This is a genomic window from Mesorhizobium sp. M8A.F.Ca.ET.208.01.1.1 (assembly GCF_004791315.1).
GTDB lineage: Bacteria > Pseudomonadota > Alphaproteobacteria > Rhizobiales > Rhizobiaceae > Mesorhizobium.
This window is the reverse complement of record NZ_SRUT01000001.1, coordinates 1,214,989-1,231,765: the sequence shown is the minus strand read 5'-3', so window position 1 is coordinate 1,231,765 and position 16,777 is coordinate 1,214,989. Positions and strand designations below refer to the sequence as shown.

The following is a 16,777-nucleotide window of genomic DNA, read 5'->3' as shown; positions in this document are numbered from 1 at the left end:
AAAATATTCTGGAAAAATTGAAAAATTACCCGCCCGGTGACATCCTTAGCCATCCAACAATCATCTCGTGGAGGCTGGAAATGGCCAGGATGCGCGCTGTCGATGCCGCTGTTCTCGTTCTCGAAAAGGAAGGCATTTCCTGCGCCTTCGGCGTGCCGGGCGCGGCGATCAATCCGCTGTATTCCGCGATGAAGGCGAGGGGCACCATCCGCCATGTCCTTGCCCGTCACGTCGAGGGCGCCTCGCATATGGCCGAAGGCTATACCCGCGCCAAGGCGGGCAATATCGGTCTTTGTATCGGCACTTCGGGGCCGGCCGGCACCGACATGATCACCGGGCTCTATTCGGCCGCGGCCGATTCCATTCCGATCCTGTGCATCACCGGACAGGCGCCGCGCGCCCGCCTCAACAAGGAGGATTTCCAGGCCGTCGACATCGCCGCCATCGCTGCGCCCGTCGCCAAATGGGCGGTGACGGTGATGGAGCCCTATCTGGTGCCGATGGCGCTGCAGAAGGCGTTCCACTTGATGCGCTCGTCGCGTCCAGGTCCGGTGCTGATCGACCTGCCGGTCGACGTCCAGCTGGCCGAGATCGAGTTCGACATCGATGCCTATGAGCCGCTGGCGCCGTTCAAGCCGGCGATGACCCGCGCCCAGGCTGAAAAGGCGCTGGCGATGCTCAATGGGGCTGAGGAGCCGCTGATCGTCGCCGGCGGCGGCATCATCAATGCCGACGCGTCCGACCTGTTGATCGAATTTGCCGAGATTGCGGGCGTTCCGGTCATCCCGACGCTGATGGGCTGGGGCGCCATCCCCGACGACCACCGGCTGATGGCCGGGATGTGTGGACTGCAGACCTCGCACCGTTACGGTAATGCGACGATGCTGGAAGCCGACTTCGTCTTCGGCATCGGCAACCGCTGGGCCAACCGCCACACCGGCTCGGTGGACGTCTATACCAGGGGAAAAAAATTCATCCATGTCGACATCGAGCCAACGCAGATCGGCCGTGTCTTCGCGCCGGATCTCGGCGTTGTCTCGGATGCGGGTGCGGCGCTGAAGATCCTGCTCGACGTCGCCACCGAGTGGAAGACGGCGGGCAAGCTGCGCGACTGGTCGGGCTGGGCCAAGGAATGCCAGGACCGCAAGAAGACCATGAAACGCAAGACCCATTTCGACCAGGTGCCGCTGAAGCCGCAGCGTGTCTACGAGGAGATGAACAAGGCGTTTGGCCGCGACGTCACCTATGTCACCACGATCGGCCTGTCACAGATTGCCGGCGCGCAGTTCCTGCATGTCTACAAGCCGCGTAACTGGATCAATTGCGGCCAGGCCGGCCCGCTCGGCTGGACCCTGCCGGCAGCACTCGGCGTGCGCGCCGCCGATCCCGACCGCACCATCGTGGCGCTGTCGGGCGACTATGATTTCCAGTTCATGATCGAGGAACTGGCCGTCGGCGCGCAGCACAAGCTGCCCTACATCCATGTCGTCGTGAACAACGCCTATCTTGGCCTGATCCGCCAGGCGCAGCGCGGCTTCTCGATGGACTATGAGGTGAGCCTGGCCTTCGAGAACATCAACCGGACTGACGATCCGGAGGCCGGCTACGGCGTCGACCATGTCGCCGTCGCCGAGGCGATGGGCTGCAAGGCGGTCAGGGTGCGCAAGCCGGAGGAATTCGCCGGCGCCTTCAAGCAAGCGGAGCGGTTGATGAAGGAACACCAGGTTCCAGTCGTGCTCGAATTCATTCTCGAACGCGTCACCAACATCTCGATGGGCACCGAGATCGACAAGATCACCGAATTCGAGGACCTTGCCGAACGTCAGGAAGACGCGCCGACCGCGATCGTGATGCTCGACTGATTTTGTTTGAGCATCGGATTGCCCCAAAACTGGTTTCCACTTTTGGGTCCGATACTCCAGGGAGAAAAAGAATGCCGCGTTTTTCAGCCAATCTGTCGATGCTCTTTGGCGAGGACGATTTCCTCGACCGCTTCGATGCCGCCGCCCGCGCCGGCTTCAAGGGTGTCGAATATATCGGCCCTTATGATCATGCGCCCGAGGTGGTCGCCGCCCGCCTGAAAAAGAACGGCCTGACCCAAGTGCTGTTCAACCTGCCTGCGGGCGACTGGGCCAAGGGCGAGCGCGGCATCGCCGTGCTGCCGGACCGCGTGCCGGAGTTCCGCCAGGGCATCGCCAAGGCGATCGCCTATGCGCAGGCGCTGGATTGCAAGCAGGTCAACTGCCTGGCCGGCATTGCGCCGCAGGGCATTGCACGGGACACGCTTGAAAATGTCTTCGCCGAAAACCTTGCCTTCGCGGCGGAGAAACTGGAGCAGGCCGGCATCAAGTTGCTGATCGAACCGATCAACACGCGCGATATCGAGGGTTTCTTCCTCAATTATTCCGACCAGGCGCTAGCGCTGATCGACCGCATCGGCTCCAAGAACCTGTTCCTGCAATACGACATCTACCACATGCAGATCATGGAGGGGGATCTCGCCCGTACCATCGAAGCGAACCTTCCCCGCATCGCGCATATCCAGCTTGCGGACAATCCCGGCCGTCACGAGCCGGGGACGGGCGAGATCAATTTTCCGTTCCTCTACGAACACATCGACCGGATTGGTTATTCCGGCTGGGTGGGTGCGGAATACAAGCCAAAGGCGGGTACGGACGCCGGGCTGGGCTGGTTTCGGGAATTAGCCGGGCAGGGCAGCGCGGCGGCTTAGCCGTCGGGAACTACCAACGTCGGCGCTGCCCCTCACCCTTGCCCTCTCCCCGTGAAGAACGGGGAGAGGGGATCGCCAGCGTCGGAGCGCTTCCCTTCTCCCCGTCACTATACGGGGAGAAAGTGCCGGCAGGCGGATGAGGGACAGCGCCAGCCTTTCGACGAAGTCGAACGAGATATTCAGGAGAACCACAATGGAAACCATAGGCTTCATCGGCCTCGGCATCATGGGCGCGCCGATGGCGGGGCACCTGCTCGATGCCGGCTATAGGGTCATCGCCAGTGACCATCGCTCGAAGCCACCAGCCGATCTTGCCGCCAAGGGGCTGAAGACTGTCACCGGCCATGCCGCCGTGGCCAAGGCGGCCGACATCATCATCACCATGGTTCCCGACACACCGCAGGTGGCCGACGTTCTGTTCGGCGACAACGGCGTTGCCGTTGGCCTCTCCGAAGGCAAGCTCGTCATCGACATGAGCTCGATCTCGCCGATCGAGACCAAGGAATTCGCAAAAAAGATCAACGAGCTCGGCTGCGACTATCTCGATGCGCCGGTTTCGGGCGGCGAAGTCGGCGCCAAGGCCGCATCCCTCACCATCATGGTCGGCGGCGACGAAAAGACCTTCGAGCGCGCGAAACCCGTATTCGAGAAAATGGGCAAGAACATCACTTTGGTCGGGCCGAATGGCGTCGGACAGACGACCAAGGTCGCCAATCAGATCGTCGTCGCGCTGACCATTGAAGCCGTCGCCGAAGCGCTTGTTTTTGCATCGAAAGCCGGCGCAGACCCGGCCAAGGTCAGGCAAGCGCTGATGGGCGGGCTGGCAGCGTCGCGCATTCTCGAAGTGCATGGCGAGCGCATGGTCAAGCGCACTTTCGCGCCGGGCTTCCGCATCGAACTGCACCAGAAGGATCTCAACCTGGCGCTGGAGGGTGCGAAGGCGCTCGGCGTGTCGCTGCCCAATACATCGACCACCCAGCAGTTGTTCAACTCCTGCGCCGCCAATGGCGGGGCGAAGGAGGATCACTCGGCGCTGGTCAGGGCGCTGGAGCGGATGGCCAATTTCGAGGTCGGCGGCGAGGCGGCTGAAGTGAAGGGCAAAGCGGCATAGGGCGGGAGAGGGCGGCACAATGTTCCCAGGCCGCCAGCTCTTGTCCTACACAAGAACGGGTTCCAGCGCTGTCGCTGGAACCCGTTTCTCGTTTCGAGATGTTTTGGCAGGCGGCTTGCCGCGGCTCAGCCGCGCTTCAGAAATGCCCGCGCCGCATAAAGGCTCACCGCCGCGGCGTTCGACACGTTGAGCGAGCGGATGGCGCCGGGCATGTCGAGGCGGGCCAGTGTCGTCACCGTCTCGCGCGTCTTCTGGCGTAGGCCCTTGCCCTCGGCGCCGAGTACCAGTGCTATCCTGTCGCCGGCAAAGCTGGTTTCGAGTTCCGCCTGCCCGTCCGAATCGAGCCCGATGGTCTGGAAGCCGGCCTCGTGCAGTTGGCCGAGCGCGTCGGCGAGGTTCTTCACCTCGATCTGGTCGATATGCTCCAGCGCGCCGGAGGCGGATTTCGCCAGCACGCCCGATTCTTGCGGGCTATGGCGCGCCGTGGTGATCAGCGCGCCGGCGCCGAAGGCGACCGCCGAACGCAGGATGGCGCCGACATTGTGCGGATCGGTGACCTGGTCGAGCACCAGCACCAGCCTGGTGTCGCCAAGCGCGTCGAGGCGCTTGGGCTTCAGCGGCTCGGCCTCTATCAGCACGCCCTGATGCACGGCGTCCGACCCGGTGACCTTGTCGATGTCCCTGGGTTCGACCAGTTCCGCCTTGAAGGGCAGGGCGGCAAGATCACCGATCTCGAGCCGTTCGGCGGCATTGCGTGTCACCAGCATTTTTTTGATCCGGCGGCGCGGATTGTCGAGCGCGGCTCGCACAGTGTGCAGGCCATAAAGGCGCACCAGGCCATCCCCGGCGTTTTCGCCCGGTGGTACGGGTTGGCGAGGCCTGAACGCCGGCGCGCCGCCGCTCTTCTCGTCGCGAAAGGCGCGGCGGAGCTTGGCGTAGTGGGTGTCTTTCGGGGTGTTGGAATTGTTGCTCATGGCCGGCTTCTATAGCCGTCTCCTCCCGCCAAGGATATGCCCTGTCGCCGCAGCCGGCGAACAACATCGAAAAACCCTTCCTGCGCGGTTGACACCCACTGGCCTTGCCGCCATAAGGCGCTTCGCTGATTTCGGAGAAGACAACTCGGGTCCGGATCGGCGTGAATGGCTCCGGCGGCAGACTGGAGAGGTGCCCGAGTGGTTAAAGGGGACGGACTGTAAATCCGTTAGCTTAGCTTACGTTGGTTCGAATCCAACCCTCTCCACCACTGCCGGCCCGGAAGCCCTGAAACGTGAAAAACATCGGATCGAAAAGGTGCATCGCGCTTTTCGGGTCAATCCGGCACCCCGGGTGCCGATCACGTTGTCGTCTGGATGATCAATGTCAGCGTGCCATCACCATCGATGTTGGCGGCCACGACCTGTGAAGAGTTGAGCCCGTTCGCCCTCAGCGCCGTTGTTGCCTGAGGCGATGCGTCGATGGAGTTCTGCAGCCGCAGCAGATCTTCCGCACTTGTCTGGGTAATCACGGCTTCCGCCTGCGCTTTGATTTCCGCGGGCAGATCCTCGACGGCGACAATGGCAACGCCGGTGAAATTCTGGTCGGCGGCCCCTTGCTCGGGCAGCGGTATCTGGTCCGGCTCGGGCTCCAAGGGTGTCGTCTGAGGAACGGGTGTCAGCAGAGGAACCTGCGGGCTGATGGCTTGCCCATGGAGGGGCTGCGTGACGCCCACTCCGGAAAGCACGGCAACTATCATCAACATCCGCATCGTCGTTCCCTGCTTTTTTCGAAACGTCGAGGACAACCCTTGTGCCGGGCGATGGTTCCGTACCACGGCGGCCGCTGCGCAATTTCAGTCGCCCGCTTGCCGCTGGAGCGGCTGGTTTGGAATCGTGCCTCCCTACGAAATCGACAATTGGTTCCAAATGCGCGATCATTGGAAAATGGGACGCCAATTGGACGACAAACTCGATTGCAAGGCTTGCGGGACGATCCAGATGGACATTCCCGACGATGCCAAGGAGTCGACGCCAATTTATTGCAGCAATTGCGGTGCCTTCCTCGGCGAATGGGGTGAATTGCAGGACGATTTCTACCGCCAGGCTCGCGGCACCGAAGCATTCGACCTGCGCGACGGGAACATTATCAAGAAGTAGGATGCGATAAACGCAACCTCCGGACTGCCCGCCGGGGTGCTAGGTCGCTATGGGAGACCGGCCCTCTATCAGCAGAGGCCCGCAGAGGTTCATAGAATGCGCGCCTTTCAGCGACCGCTGTCAGCGCATTTAGGATCCGGTCAGTCGCGTTCGGTGGCGCCGAATTCTTCCGGTTTCGCGCCTTGTCGAAGCACAGCCGCGCGATAATTTCCTTGAAGGCGTGGGCGCTTCTCCCTTCACGACAGGAGTTGACCATGAAACACCAGACACTCGACCAACTGCAGGCCGTCGCCAGGATTGAATCCTCGGCGCCACATTCGGAAATGACCCGAGAAGAGCGGATCGCGCGATGGGCCGAACTTCTCGATCAGAATCCCGAGCGATGCCTTGGCGCGTTTAGAGGGACCGAACATCTGCATCCGGAGGTACGCGCCATGGCACGCGGCGAAGGGTCGGCGATCGCTGTTGCCTTCGAAGACCCGGTGCTGCGCGCGTCGGGTCTAAGGGATGACACTTATGGCGAGGCCAAGCGCTTCTTCGAACTGAATGACTGGCAACTGCACGACATCGTTTGCGATTGTCACGTAGGCGCCACCATGAAAGCGGGGTGGGCCGCCGCTCGGGTCCGCGCGACAATTGGCGGCAACAGGTTTCTTGCCTGGTTGAGGCAAAGGATCATGTTCTGATGCGTGCCGGGCTCAGGTGAGGACCGTCATCTGTTCGCGACCGCACGGTGCGACCCACCTGATCCGTCTTGTCGATCAGTCCCTGTGTTCGTGGCATAGCCGAACGGCTGCACGTTACTCCTTCTGCGTCCCGCCGGCGACGGCGGCGGCAAACGGGCACTGTGCGTCCTACAGACGGTTGGTCCTGGACGCTGTCGGGCACTTCCAACACGTGAGGCCTCACAAGAGGTTTCGCGGCTGTTGATGTGCTTCTCAACAGTTTCGGCAGCTGATAATCGCTGCTCAGCGGTCCATTCGGCTTCAATCGCACAAGCTGGAACCTGATGCATCACCGCGCATTTCGTCTCCATTGGTGGATCGAAACGATAGCCAGGGAGAATTCGGATGCAAACTTCAGCCGCAACTTCAGGACACGACTTTCGCCAACTGACCATAGAACCGTTTGCCGGAACGGTGACGGTGCGATTTTCCGACGCCGTGGTCGCGGCCACGGAGCACGCGAAGGTTCTCAGGGAAGAGGGACAGGAGCCGACATTCTTTGTCCCTTTCGAGGACATCTATTTCGACCTTTTCGAAAAGACCAACACCACAAGCAGCTCACCGCTCAAGGGAACCGCGAGCTATTGGCGGGTCCATGCTGTCGGTAGCTCGGCCGACGACTTCATGTGGACATACGAGACGCCCGATACTGCAGCGCGGGCCATTGCAGGTCATGGCGCTTTCGATCCGCGAAAGGCGCGCATCGATGTCGACCCGATGGAGGACAAACGGCACACCCCCCATATCATGGAATAGGATTATCTTCCATGTCGATGCCGGGCTTGGCATATGGTCCGTTGGGGCGCCGATGCATGCATGTCTGCGTGGATATGCAAAGGCTGTTTGCCGAGCCGTCGCAATGGGCGACCCCCTGGATCACCCGTGTCCTTCCTCAAATCGAGAGCCTGGTCGAAAGACGAGCGCCAGAGACCGTCTTCACGCGCTTCCTGCCCGCGCAAAAGCCCGGGCAGGGCGTTGGCACATGGAAGCGCTATTATGAGCGCTGGGCCTCGATGGCGATCGAAAATATCGGGTCCGAAATGGTCGACTTGTTGCCGGCACTGGCCGCTTACTGCCCGCCGGCGGCCGTCATCGACAAGCACATATACTCGCCCTGGTTCGAAGGTCACCTCAGGGCCTTTCTGAACGAACGCGACATCGACACGCTAGTCATCACCGGCGGCGAAACCGACGTGTGCGTTCTGGCTACGGTGCTCGGAGCGATCGATTTCGGCTATCGCGTGGTTCTCGTTACGGACGCGCTGTGCAGTTCTTCCGATGCCACGCATGACGCGCTGTTGACCGTTTATCACCAACGGTTCGCACAGCAGGTGGAGACGGTCGAGATGGAGACGGTTCTCTCGAACTGGGTCTGACTTGCCGGTCGTCTGCCAGGCATTCAATGCCTGCGACCTGCCTCAGCCATCGAGCCTTGCCAGCAATGTCTATTGGGTCGCGAGAGCTTCTTGACCTTCGCAACCTTGTCGAATAGCTAGGGCGTGCGTGCGCGGGTATGGTGAAATGGTATCACATGAGCCTTCCAAGCTCTTGGTGCGGGTTCGATTCCCGCTACCCGCTCCAGATTTTCAGCTACATGTCGGCAAGCCGAAACACTGCGCGGCAGGCGCGCAGCGCTTCAGGCATTGGCGTGCGCCGCGCTAGCCGTTGAACGCGGACGCGACCTGGTGCTGCTGCGGCACCTGGCCGTTCGGCGTCAGCTTGTCGACGATGCCGGGCAAGGCAGCCGATAGTTGCTTGAGCAGCTCCTGTTCGTCGAGCCCCGTCCGTTGGGCGATCTCGCGAATGACTTGCGGTCCGATTGCGTTGCCCAGCTCAGTGGGGTTGATCGATTGGTTCTGCCCGGTGCCGACCCACGAGTCGGCGACATTGCCATGGCCGGCATTCTTGAGCTTGTCGAGCAGGCCGCCCAGTCCGCCGAGCAGGCCGCCGTCACCAGATGCGGTTCCGGCGGCAGTGGGATCGGCCGGCACGGGTGCTTGAGGCTGGTCCGGCTGTTCGGCGCTTCTGCCGCTCAGCATCTTTCCGACCAGCAGCGCACCGAGCGCGATCATCAGCGGTTTGGTGATGTTGCCGCCGGGAACGGCGTTGTCAAAAAGTCCCATAGTGGATCCTCCATCTGGCCAAGCCCTGCCCATCGTCAACATTGGCGCAATCGGACGGAATTTCAAGCTGGCTTGTGGTTTTGACATTCATATGAAAATGTCGGGTTGGCGGGGGATGGAGAGGAAAAAAATGGGTATCATCAGCTGGATCATTCTCGGCGTCATCGCCGGCTTCATCGGCAGCAAGATCGTCAACAAGACTGGTCAGGGCATGATCATGGATATCGTGCTCGGCATTGTCGGTGCCATTGTCGGCGGCCTGATCTTCAGTGCCTTCGGTGCTTCGGGCGTCACCGGCCTCAACATCTACAGCTTGATCGTCGCGGTCGTGGGTGCCGTCGTGGTGTTGTGGGCCTATCATCAGTTCTCGGGCAAGCGGACCATCTAGGCGTCGGCAGACTACCAGCTCTGCCGAATCCCGAATTGCGATAATCCGCCGTCGGTGCTGCCTGCGCTCACGGCATCGGAAGCCATATGCCGGCGTGCCGCCGCGGATCAGGCGACCACGGCCAGCCGACGCTTGCGCTGGTCCAGCGACACGATGGTCAGCCCGCTGCAGACGACCAGCAGGATGCCGCAGACCGCCAGTGCATTGGGGAATTGCCCAAACACCAGCAGGCCGGAAATGACGGCCCAGACCGTGAAGCAGTAGTAGAACGGCGCTACCGCTCCGGTCGGTCCGACGCGGTAGGCCATGAAGATGAAGAAGTGGCCGAAGATCAGGAAGAAACCGGCTCCCGCCATCAGCAGCAGGTGATGCGCCTCCGGCGCCACCCAGCGCTCGGAAACCAGATGCGCGGTGCCGGCGCCGATCAGGACCACGACGACCGCCGAGATCGCCACGATCATTCCTGGCACTTCGGCGGTGATCTTGCGGCCGGCCAGATCGCGGGCGGCGGCGAATGTCGCGTTGCCGAGCGCCAGCAAGGCGTAGACCGAAATGCCTTGCATCGTCGGCTGCGCCACCATCAGCGCGCCGATGAAGCCGAGTCCGATCAGCGCCATGCGTTGGCCGCCGATACGCTCGCCAAACAGGATCGAGGATCCGACCAGCATCAGGAGCGGCGTGATCTGCCCCAGCGCGGTGGAATCGGCGATCTGCATGTTGGCGAGCGCGACGACGTAACAGAGGATCGCCGCCAACTCGAGCAGGTTCCTTCCCAGCACCCGCTTGTCGAAGATCAGAGGGACTTGCTTGCCGTAGCCGAGCGCAAACAACAGCGGAAAGCCCCACAGCGTTGCCGCGGCACCACGCAGGAAGAGCACTTCGTAGGACGGCAAGCCGGCAGTGGCGAGCTTCATCATCGTGTCGTTGACCAGATACGACCCGGTCGAGACGATCATGAACAGCGGGCCGCGAATGGCAGTCGGGATGAAATGCATCTGCGCAGGAAATCAGACGCGGATCGTCGCCGCAATGGGCCATGGACCGCCAACAAACTCAACAGTGAGGGATGTAGAAGCCGCAGGAAACCCCGCATTGCTCCGTCGGCCTTCGCCCATTCCATTTTCAATGTCGCGTCCCTATATCGGTGCCATATCCCCGCAATCGGATCATGGGTTCTGGCCGAGTGAGATGGCGCCCGGGCAAAAGACGCTTGTGTTTTTTGGCCTTTCTCGCTAATCGCCCCGCATTCGACTGAACTGAAGGTCCAGGCCGTCCAAGGAAAGAGACTATGGCAAAAGGTAAATTCGAGCGCACTAAGCCTCATGTGAACATCGGCACGATTGGTCACGTCGATCACGGCAAGACGTCGCTGACGGCTGCGATCACCAAGTATTTTGGCGAATACAAGCGCTATGACCAGATCGACGCGGCGCCGGAAGAGAAGGCGCGCGGCATCACGATCTCGACGGCTCACGTCGAATACGAGACCGAGAACCGCCACTACGCGCATGTCGACTGCCCCGGCCACGCCGATTATGTGAAGAACATGATCACCGGCGCCGCGCAGATGGACGGCGCGATCCTGGTCGTGTCTGCCGCCGACGGCCCGATGCCGCAGACCCGCGAGCACATCCTGCTTGCCCGTCAGGTCGGCGTGCCGTCGATCGTGGTGTTCCTGAACAAGGTCGATCAGGTCGACGACGCCGAGCTGCTCGAACTGGTCGAGCTCGAGGTTCGTGAACTGCTGTCGAAGAACGAATTCCCCGGCGACGACATTCCGATCGTCAAGGGTTCGGCGCTTGCCGCACTCGAGGATTCGAACAAGACGATCGGCGAGGACGCGATCCGCGAGCTGATGGCTCAGGTCGACGCCTACATCCCGACGCCGGTTCGTCCGCTCGACAAGCCGTTCCTGATGCCGATCGAGGACGTGTTCTCGATCTCGGGCCGTGGCACGGTCGTGACCGGCCGCGTCGAGCGCGGCGTGGTGAAGGTGGGCGAGGAACTGGAAATCATCGGAATCCATCCGACGACCAAGACGACCTGCACGGGCGTGGAAATGTTCCGCAAGCTGCTCGATCAGGGCCAGGCTGGCGACAACATCGGCGCGCTGTTGCGCGGCGTCGACCGTGAAGGCGTCGAGCGCGGCCAGGTTCTGGCCAAGCCGGGCACGGTGAAGCCGCACAAGAAGTTCGTGGCCGAAGCCTACATCCTGACCAAGGACGAAGGTGGCCGTCACACGCCGTTCTTCACCAACTACCGTCCGCAGTTCTACTTCCGCACGACCGACGTGACCGGCATCGTGTCGCTGCCGGAAGGCACCGAGATGGTGATGCCTGGCGACAACATCACGGTCGATGTCGAGCTGATCGTGCCGATCGCCATGGAAGAGAAGCTGCGCTTCGCCATCCGTGAAGGCGGCCGCACCGTCGGTGCCGGCATCGTCGTCACCATCAAGGAATAATCGAGACCGGCTGCTGCCGGTTCGACAAGGAAAGGGCGGCCTCGGGGCCGCCCTTTTTTCGTTTCGTGCGCTTGGCAGCGCAAGTATTGCGAGGGCCTCTCAAAGCTGTTGCAAGCGTCATGGCTGCAACTAGTATAGGTTGCACCAAGGGAGCTTTGCCAACAGTGGTCTCAAGGCGCCGTTTCGATGGGAAGGCATGGCGGTTGTGGGCACTGGTTTGCCTCGTCGTCGCCATGGCTCTGCCTATTGTGACAGCGCAAGCGGAAGATGGGCCTCCCGAAATCCCGCCGATGCGCTTCGTCGTCGTGCGCAGCAACGCTCCGGGATGCGAACCCAACTGTCCTGAATGGATATCGGCGGACGGCACCATCGCGGCGGACACGCCGTCGCTCCTCAAGCGCACGCTCAAGGCGCTCAAGGGAAGGCAATTGCCGGTGGTCGTCAATTCGCCCGGCGGTAATGTCGATGCGGCGCTGGCCCTGGGCCGGATGATCCGCAAGAACAAGCTCGATATCGCCGTCGGCGTGACGGTTTTTTCCGGTTGCCAGCCGGCAATGGGCGACTGCGAGGACAACAAGGGCAAGGGTGCCGACTATTTCGGGGTGGCCTATGACGACGGAGCCATGTGCAATTCGGCCTGTCCATTGATGTTTTCCGGCGGTGTCCGCCGCGTGGTTGGAGATTACGGCTATCTCGGCGTCCACCAGATCACCACCACGTTCCACCGCGAGAGGCTGCTCTACCGGACCACGTACCGGATCGTGAACGGCAAGAAGAAGATCATCAGCACCAAGGTGGTCAGCCGTAAAAACGCAGGCAGCTACAAAACCTACGAGATGAGCGGGACCGTCGAGAAGACGCTTTCGGTGTACCTGAGGGAAATGGGTATAGGCGATGGCGTGCTGGAAATCATGAAGGCCACGCCGGCGAGCGAGATTCGTCAGATTCCGCTCGACGCCATGTTGACGATGAAGCTGGTCACCAGCCGGGACGCGGTAGATTTGTTGACCACGGCAAGCCTGTGCAGGCTGGACCGGCCGGCCGCGAACTGCCGGGAGGTAGCTGGACCTGCAAACAAGACGACGCCATCGGCCGCGGAAAAATCCATGACTGCCGGACCCGTTCAACCGGACACCGCGAAGGCCGGCGGGGACATGCGCTTCATCGTGGTTCGCGGCAGCAACCCGCTGTGCAATCCCGACTGTCCGGAATGGATATCGGCGGAAGGTGCGATAACGAACCAGACGCCGCGGAAACTGCGGCAGTTGCTGGCCACGCTTGGCCATCGGCGGCTGCCTGTCGTCATCAGTTCACGCGGTGGCGACCTGCCCAGCGCTCTCGCAATGGGACGACTTATCCATGAAAGAAAGCTCGACATCGCCGTTGCCCGGACCGATTTCGTCGACTGCGACCCCGGCGCGTGGAATTGCCTGGCCACGGAGGGAGCCTATGCGGGGTTGACCATCGATGCCGGGGTGGAGTGTGATTCTGCCTGTGCGCTCATGGTCGCCGGCGGTGCCAGACGGCTTGTCGGGCCCCGGGCGCGGCTCAGCCTGTATCCGATGGGACAGAAGCTGGTGGTCAAGGCGTATCTCAACGAGATGGCGATCGGTCCAGCTCTGTTCGCGGCGATCGAGCGACGCTCGTCCGAGGGGCAACTTGACCCGGACACGATGCTGAAGGCTGGACTGACAACGGGACCGCAATCGGTCGACGCGCTGACCGGCTCCACGGTTTGCAAGGCCATTGCCAAGCCCGACAATTGCCAAGGCCTGCCAGCCGCCAATGCACAGGCTGATGCGCCTGCCAAGCTGTAGAGCACGGCGACGTCGGCAAACTGCCCATCGAGGCAGGTTGAGCCATGCTCGATTTCCGCTATCGTCGCGGCTGCGGGGCTGGCGAAGGATCGAGAATGAGCCAGGACGTTCCGACACTCTACGAGTGGGCCGGCGGCAGCGAGGCGCTGAACCGGCTGACGCAAACCTTCTACGACAAGGTGGCAAAGGATCCGGTCCTTGGCCCGGTGTTCAAACACATGTCGCCGGATCACCCGGCCCATGTCGCCGCCTTCATCGGCGAGGTCTTCGGCGGACCGAAAACCTACAGCGAGGAATTCGGCGGCCACCGCGAAATGGTCATGCATCATCTGGGCAAGCATTTGACCGAGGAGCAGCGCCGCCGCTGGATCAATCTTCTCGCCGACGCGGCGGATCAGGTCGGCCTGCCGGACGATCCAGAATTCCGTTCCGCCTTCATGGGCTACGTCGAATGGGGGTCTCGACTGGCCAAGATGAATTCCAATCTCGGCGAGACCTGCGATCCCGAGGCCGAACCGATGCCCGCCTGGGGCTGGGGAGTGCCTGGCGGGCCGTACCGGGTGCCGGACGCAAAATAGCTTCCGCTTGCCAGGGAGGTCGATGATTGATGCCGCAAGATGCCAAGATCGTGCGCTGGCGCGAGTGGGATGGACCGGGCTTCGAACATCTTGTGCTGGGGGAGCAAGCGGGCCGGTTCCTGGCCGATTCAGTCGTCATCTGCTCGGGCGAGACGCCATTTGCGGTCCGCTACCGCATTACCTGCGATGCCGGCTGGCACGCGAAGAGTGTCACGGTCGATATGATCGGCGATGGCCGGACGCTTGTCCTGGCCTCCGATGGCGATGGTCATTGGACCAGGGACGGCCTGCCGATGCCCGAGCTGGCGGGCGTGCTCGAACCCGACCTCACCGTCACGCCCTTTACCAACACGCTGCCGATCCGGCGCCTGGCGCTTTCGGCCGGGCAGAGTGCCGAGATCGCCACGGCCTTCATCGATTTCCCGGCACTCACTGTCGTGCGCAACCCGCAGCGTTACACGTGCCTCGAAGAGGGCAGGCGCTACCTCTATGAATCGCGCGCGAGCGACTTCAGGCGGGAGCTGGAGATCGATGCCGAGGGGCTGGTCGTCGACTATCCCGATTTCTGGCGCAGGGGTTAAGGCATGTTTGCTTGCAAACCACTCTTTACAGAGCGTGCGGAAGCTTTTAGGAAGCGCCTGCGCCGAGGCGCACGTGTACGGGCATAGCTCAGTTGGTAGAGCGGCGGTCTCCAAAACCGCAGGTCGTAGGTTCGAGCCCTGCTGCCCGTGCCATTTTCCAAGGAAAATCAGGCGCCTAGAGATAGCTTTGTCGGGCTGACATTAGCCTTGCATATGTCTTTCACAAACCTGCACGCGCGCAGGGAGTGTGTGGCGGTGGCGGAAAAGCACACGATTCTGGAAGGCAAAGTTCGCGTCTATCGGCGCAATGACAGCCCGATTTGGCACTGTTCGACGTTCACACGGTAGGGGTCACAGGTTCGAATCCTGTACCGCCCACCAATCTTTTCAGTTGGTTAGAAGCATTCATGTCACTGAGCGAACACGGTCTCCGAAGGAGGGGGTCATGCGTTCGAATCGCGTCGGGCGCGCCATAATTTCCTCTCCAGATTGCGCCGCGAGATTGTGGGGACTCAAAGCGTCAGCACAATCTTGCCGAAGCCGTCGCCCGCTTCCATCCGGCGGTGGGCGTCTGCGGCTTCGGCGAGCGGGAATACGTGATCAATCAAGGGACGCAGTCTCCCCGCTGCGAATAGCGGCAAGGCGAGGGCCGCGAAGCGTTGGACCATGGCCCGCTTCTCTGCGGCTGTGCGTGACTTCATGACCGTGCCGACGAGACGCAGATGATTGTGCAGAACAAGATTGAGCGGAATGACAGCATCATTCTGGCCGCTCAAGATGCCTACCTGCACCAGTACCCCGCCCGGCCTCAGGCTGCGCAAATTCTTGGCGAGATAGTCGCCGCCAACAAAATCAATCACCGCATCCACTCCTGTGCCGCCTGTGCGCGCGGCAATCTCGGCTTCGAAATCGCCCGTCCGGTAATCGATGACGACATCTGCGCCAATGCTCAGCACATCATCGTGGCGGGACGCGGAAGCGGTGGCATACACCACCGCTCCCAAGCTATGGGCAACCTGTACAGCAGCCGAGCCGATCCCGCCCGCCGCACTATGGACAAGCACCTTTTGGCCGGTGTTGATTTGAGCCAGATTTGAAACCGCCTCGACGGCGGTAACAAAGGATTCCATCACCGCCGCCGCTTCGTGAAAGGGCATACTCTCTGGAATGGGCGCCGCCATGGCGCGATCGACGCGGGCAATCTCGCCGTAACCGCCGCCGCCGACAATCGCCATCACCCGCGCGCCAATCTCGACGTCTGTTACGGCATCGCCGACTGCAATCACCTCGCCCGCCACTTCCAACCCGAGAAGCGGACTCTCGCCGAAGTGTTGCGCGCCGTAAAAGCCGGTGCGCTGCAGGAGATCGGCGCGATTGACACCCGCCGCAGCAACCTTGACCAAAAGATCGGTGGGACGGATGTGGGGTACAGGAACCTCGGCCACATGCAGAACCTCTGCCGCACCGAACTCTTCATAGACGATAGCGCGCATGGCTCTGAACCTTATTTGCGGTTGGCAAGCGCGCGCCGGGCAATGCTGGCGGCAAACATAGGGGTTTCGCGGCTGTTGTGATCGCCACCCGCGTCTTGGCGTGCCTTGGCGGCATCTTCATAGGAGAGGCCATGTTCAGCGAGGAAAGCCATGAACACATCGGTGGGATGCGCAGTGACGCGATTGGTGTAGCGGGTGCGCCCGTCGTCCATGGCTTCAGCGATCAATTCCCACACCACATTGACCTGGGTGCGGCCATTGGCGGTGAAGACATCGGAGATCGAATTCATCCGGCAATAGTTCTTCTCGGCAACCTCGGCGATATAATGCTGGACGACCAGGCCCGAGCCGATTTGCTCGACATTGATGGACATGCGGCGACCATCATCCGTCGTGGTAACACCGGCCGCGATATGGTCAGGAACGCAGCAGCGCTGGTATTCGGCTTCCGGCAGGGTGAACAGCCAATCGGCGATGTCGATAGCCTCTAGCGGCACATCGATCTCGGCGCTATAGGCAGACTGCGACAGAATACGGTCTTCGAGAACGGCAACCATGTGTTTTTCCTTCGGTTTTGGGGGCGGAAGCATCCCGCCCGACGCGAGAAAATATGCGCTGCCGGTGCGCCGATGAT

General features: G+C 61.6%; 18 protein-coding genes and 3 tRNA genes. 15 read left to right on the top strand and 6 right to left on the bottom strand.

What is annotated here, in order from left to right:
* Positions 1 to 80: 80 nt before the first annotated feature.
* From gcl to EN851_RS06140, 3 genes are all read left to right on the top strand, one after another.
* Positions 81 to 1,862 (top strand): glyoxylate carboligase, encoded by a 1,782-nt coding sequence (gene gcl / locus EN851_RS06155; RefSeq protein ID WP_135928772.1) that lies wholly within the window; start codon positions 81 to 83, stop codon positions 1,860 to 1,862.
* Positions 1,863 to 1,933: 71 nt separating this feature from the next.
* Positions 1,934 to 2,731 (top strand): hydroxypyruvate isomerase, encoded by a 798-nt coding sequence (hyi, locus tag EN851_RS06150; protein WP_127280220.1) that lies wholly within the window; start codon positions 1,934 to 1,936, stop codon positions 2,729 to 2,731.
* A gap of 136 nt (positions 2,732 to 2,867) precedes the next feature.
* On the top strand, positions 2,868 to 3,842 hold the full coding sequence (locus EN851_RS06140; protein WP_135928770.1) for a 2-hydroxy-3-oxopropionate reductase: 975 nt from the start codon (positions 2,868 to 2,870) through the stop codon (positions 3,840 to 3,842).
* A 125-nt stretch (positions 3,843 to 3,967) separates the two neighbouring features.
* Here the strand turns inward: EN851_RS06140 and EN851_RS06135 are convergent, their stop codons facing one another.
* The gene (locus EN851_RS06135; protein WP_135864256.1) at positions 3,968 to 4,816 is read right to left on the bottom strand and encodes an RNA methyltransferase; all 849 of its coding nucleotides are present in this window, start codon (positions 4,814 to 4,816) and stop codon (positions 3,968 to 3,970) included.
* A 184-nt stretch (positions 4,817 to 5,000) separates the two neighbouring features.
* Here EN851_RS06135 and EN851_RS06130 point away from each other — a divergent pair.
* Positions 5,001 to 5,085: transfer RNA gene (locus tag EN851_RS06130), tRNA-Tyr, on the top strand.
* A gap of 90 nt (positions 5,086 to 5,175) precedes the next feature.
* Here EN851_RS06130 and EN851_RS06125 read toward each other — a convergent pair.
* Complete coding sequence (locus EN851_RS06125; RefSeq protein ID WP_245512036.1) at positions 5,176 to 5,469, bottom strand: hypothetical protein; 294 nt, start codon at positions 5,467 to 5,469, stop codon at positions 5,176 to 5,178.
* A 70-nt stretch (positions 5,470 to 5,539) separates the two neighbouring features.
* Between EN851_RS06125 and EN851_RS36190 the strand changes: the two genes are divergently transcribed.
* The 5 genes from EN851_RS36190 to EN851_RS06100 all read left to right on the top strand — a co-directional run bounded on the left by EN851_RS36190 (position 5,540) and on the right by EN851_RS06100 (position 8,280).
* Positions 5,540 to 5,974, top strand: a complete 435-nt coding sequence (locus EN851_RS36190) for a hypothetical protein (RefSeq protein ID WP_189521830.1) — start codon at positions 5,540 to 5,542, stop codon at positions 5,972 to 5,974.
* Between the two features lie 254 nt (positions 5,975 to 6,228).
* The gene (locus EN851_RS06115) at positions 6,229 to 6,660 is read left to right on the top strand and encodes a hypothetical protein (RefSeq protein WP_127869715.1); all 432 of its coding nucleotides are present in this window, start codon (positions 6,229 to 6,231) and stop codon (positions 6,658 to 6,660) included.
* Positions 6,661 to 7,044: 384 nt separating this feature from the next.
* Positions 7,045 to 7,455: a DUF427 domain-containing protein gene (locus EN851_RS06110; RefSeq protein ID WP_135928769.1), complete on the top strand. Its 411-nt coding sequence runs from the start codon at positions 7,045 to 7,047 to the stop codon at positions 7,453 to 7,455.
* Positions 7,456 to 7,466: 11 nt separating this feature from the next.
* Entirely contained in the window at positions 7,467 to 8,075 is a 609-nt protein-coding gene (locus tag EN851_RS06105; RefSeq protein ID WP_127869378.1) for an isochorismatase family cysteine hydrolase, read from the top strand.
* A 131-nt stretch (positions 8,076 to 8,206) separates the two neighbouring features.
* Positions 8,207 to 8,280 (top strand) — tRNA-Gly (locus EN851_RS06100).
* Between the two features lie 77 nt (positions 8,281 to 8,357).
* Here the strand turns inward: EN851_RS06100 and EN851_RS06095 are convergent.
* Entirely contained in the window at positions 8,358 to 8,822 is a 465-nt protein-coding gene (locus EN851_RS06095; protein WP_135928768.1) for a YidB family protein, read from the bottom strand.
* Positions 8,823 to 8,952: 130 nt separating this feature from the next.
* Between EN851_RS06095 and EN851_RS06090 the strand changes: the two genes are divergently transcribed.
* The gene (locus EN851_RS06090; protein ID WP_127279958.1) at positions 8,953 to 9,210 is read left to right on the top strand and encodes a GlsB/YeaQ/YmgE family stress response membrane protein; all 258 of its coding nucleotides are present in this window, start codon (positions 8,953 to 8,955) and stop codon (positions 9,208 to 9,210) included.
* Between the two features lie 107 nt (positions 9,211 to 9,317).
* Here the strand turns inward: EN851_RS06090 and EN851_RS06085 are convergent, their stop codons facing one another.
* Positions 9,318 to 10,205 carry a DMT family transporter gene (locus EN851_RS06085; RefSeq protein ID WP_127869376.1) on the bottom strand — a complete coding sequence of 296 codons (888 nt, stop codon included), beginning with the start codon at positions 10,203 to 10,205 and terminating at the stop codon, positions 9,318 to 9,320.
* Positions 10,206 to 10,498: 293 nt separating this feature from the next.
* Here EN851_RS06085 and tuf point away from each other — a divergent pair, with 293 nt between their 5' ends.
* The 5 genes from tuf (at position 10,499) to EN851_RS06060 (ending at position 14,803) form a co-directional block, all read left to right on the top strand.
* Entirely contained in the window at positions 10,499 to 11,674 is a 1,176-nt protein-coding gene (tuf, locus tag EN851_RS06080) for an elongation factor Tu (protein WP_135928767.1), read from the top strand.
* A 164-nt stretch (positions 11,675 to 11,838) separates the two neighbouring features.
* On the top strand, positions 11,839 to 13,491 hold the full coding sequence (locus tag EN851_RS06075; RefSeq protein WP_135929162.1) for a hypothetical protein: 1,653 nt from the start codon (positions 11,839 to 11,841) through the stop codon (positions 13,489 to 13,491).
* A 95-nt stretch (positions 13,492 to 13,586) separates the two neighbouring features.
* A complete protein-coding gene (locus EN851_RS06070) occupies positions 13,587 to 14,069 on the top strand; it encodes a group II truncated hemoglobin (protein WP_135928766.1) in 483 nt (160 codons plus the stop codon).
* 29 nt (positions 14,070 to 14,098) lie between these two features.
* Positions 14,099 to 14,650 carry a putative glycolipid-binding domain-containing protein gene (locus tag EN851_RS06065; RefSeq protein ID WP_135915619.1) on the top strand — a complete coding sequence of 184 codons (552 nt, stop codon included), beginning with the start codon at positions 14,099 to 14,101 and terminating at the stop codon, positions 14,648 to 14,650.
* A 77-nt stretch (positions 14,651 to 14,727) separates the two neighbouring features.
* Positions 14,728 to 14,803 (top strand) — tRNA-Trp (locus EN851_RS06060).
* Positions 14,804 to 15,162: 359 nt separating this feature from the next.
* On the opposite strand, the gene EN851_RS06055 is transcribed toward EN851_RS06060, so the two are convergent.
* Positions 15,163 to 16,143, bottom strand: coding sequence for an NAD(P)H-quinone oxidoreductase (locus EN851_RS06055; protein ID WP_135928765.1), 981 nt, complete (start codon positions 16,141 to 16,143; stop codon positions 15,163 to 15,165).
* 11 nt (positions 16,144 to 16,154) lie between these two features.
* A complete protein-coding gene (locus tag EN851_RS06050) occupies positions 16,155 to 16,700 on the bottom strand; it encodes a hypothetical protein (protein WP_127279519.1) in 546 nt (181 codons plus the stop codon).
* Positions 16,701 to 16,777: the final 77 nt, after the last annotated feature.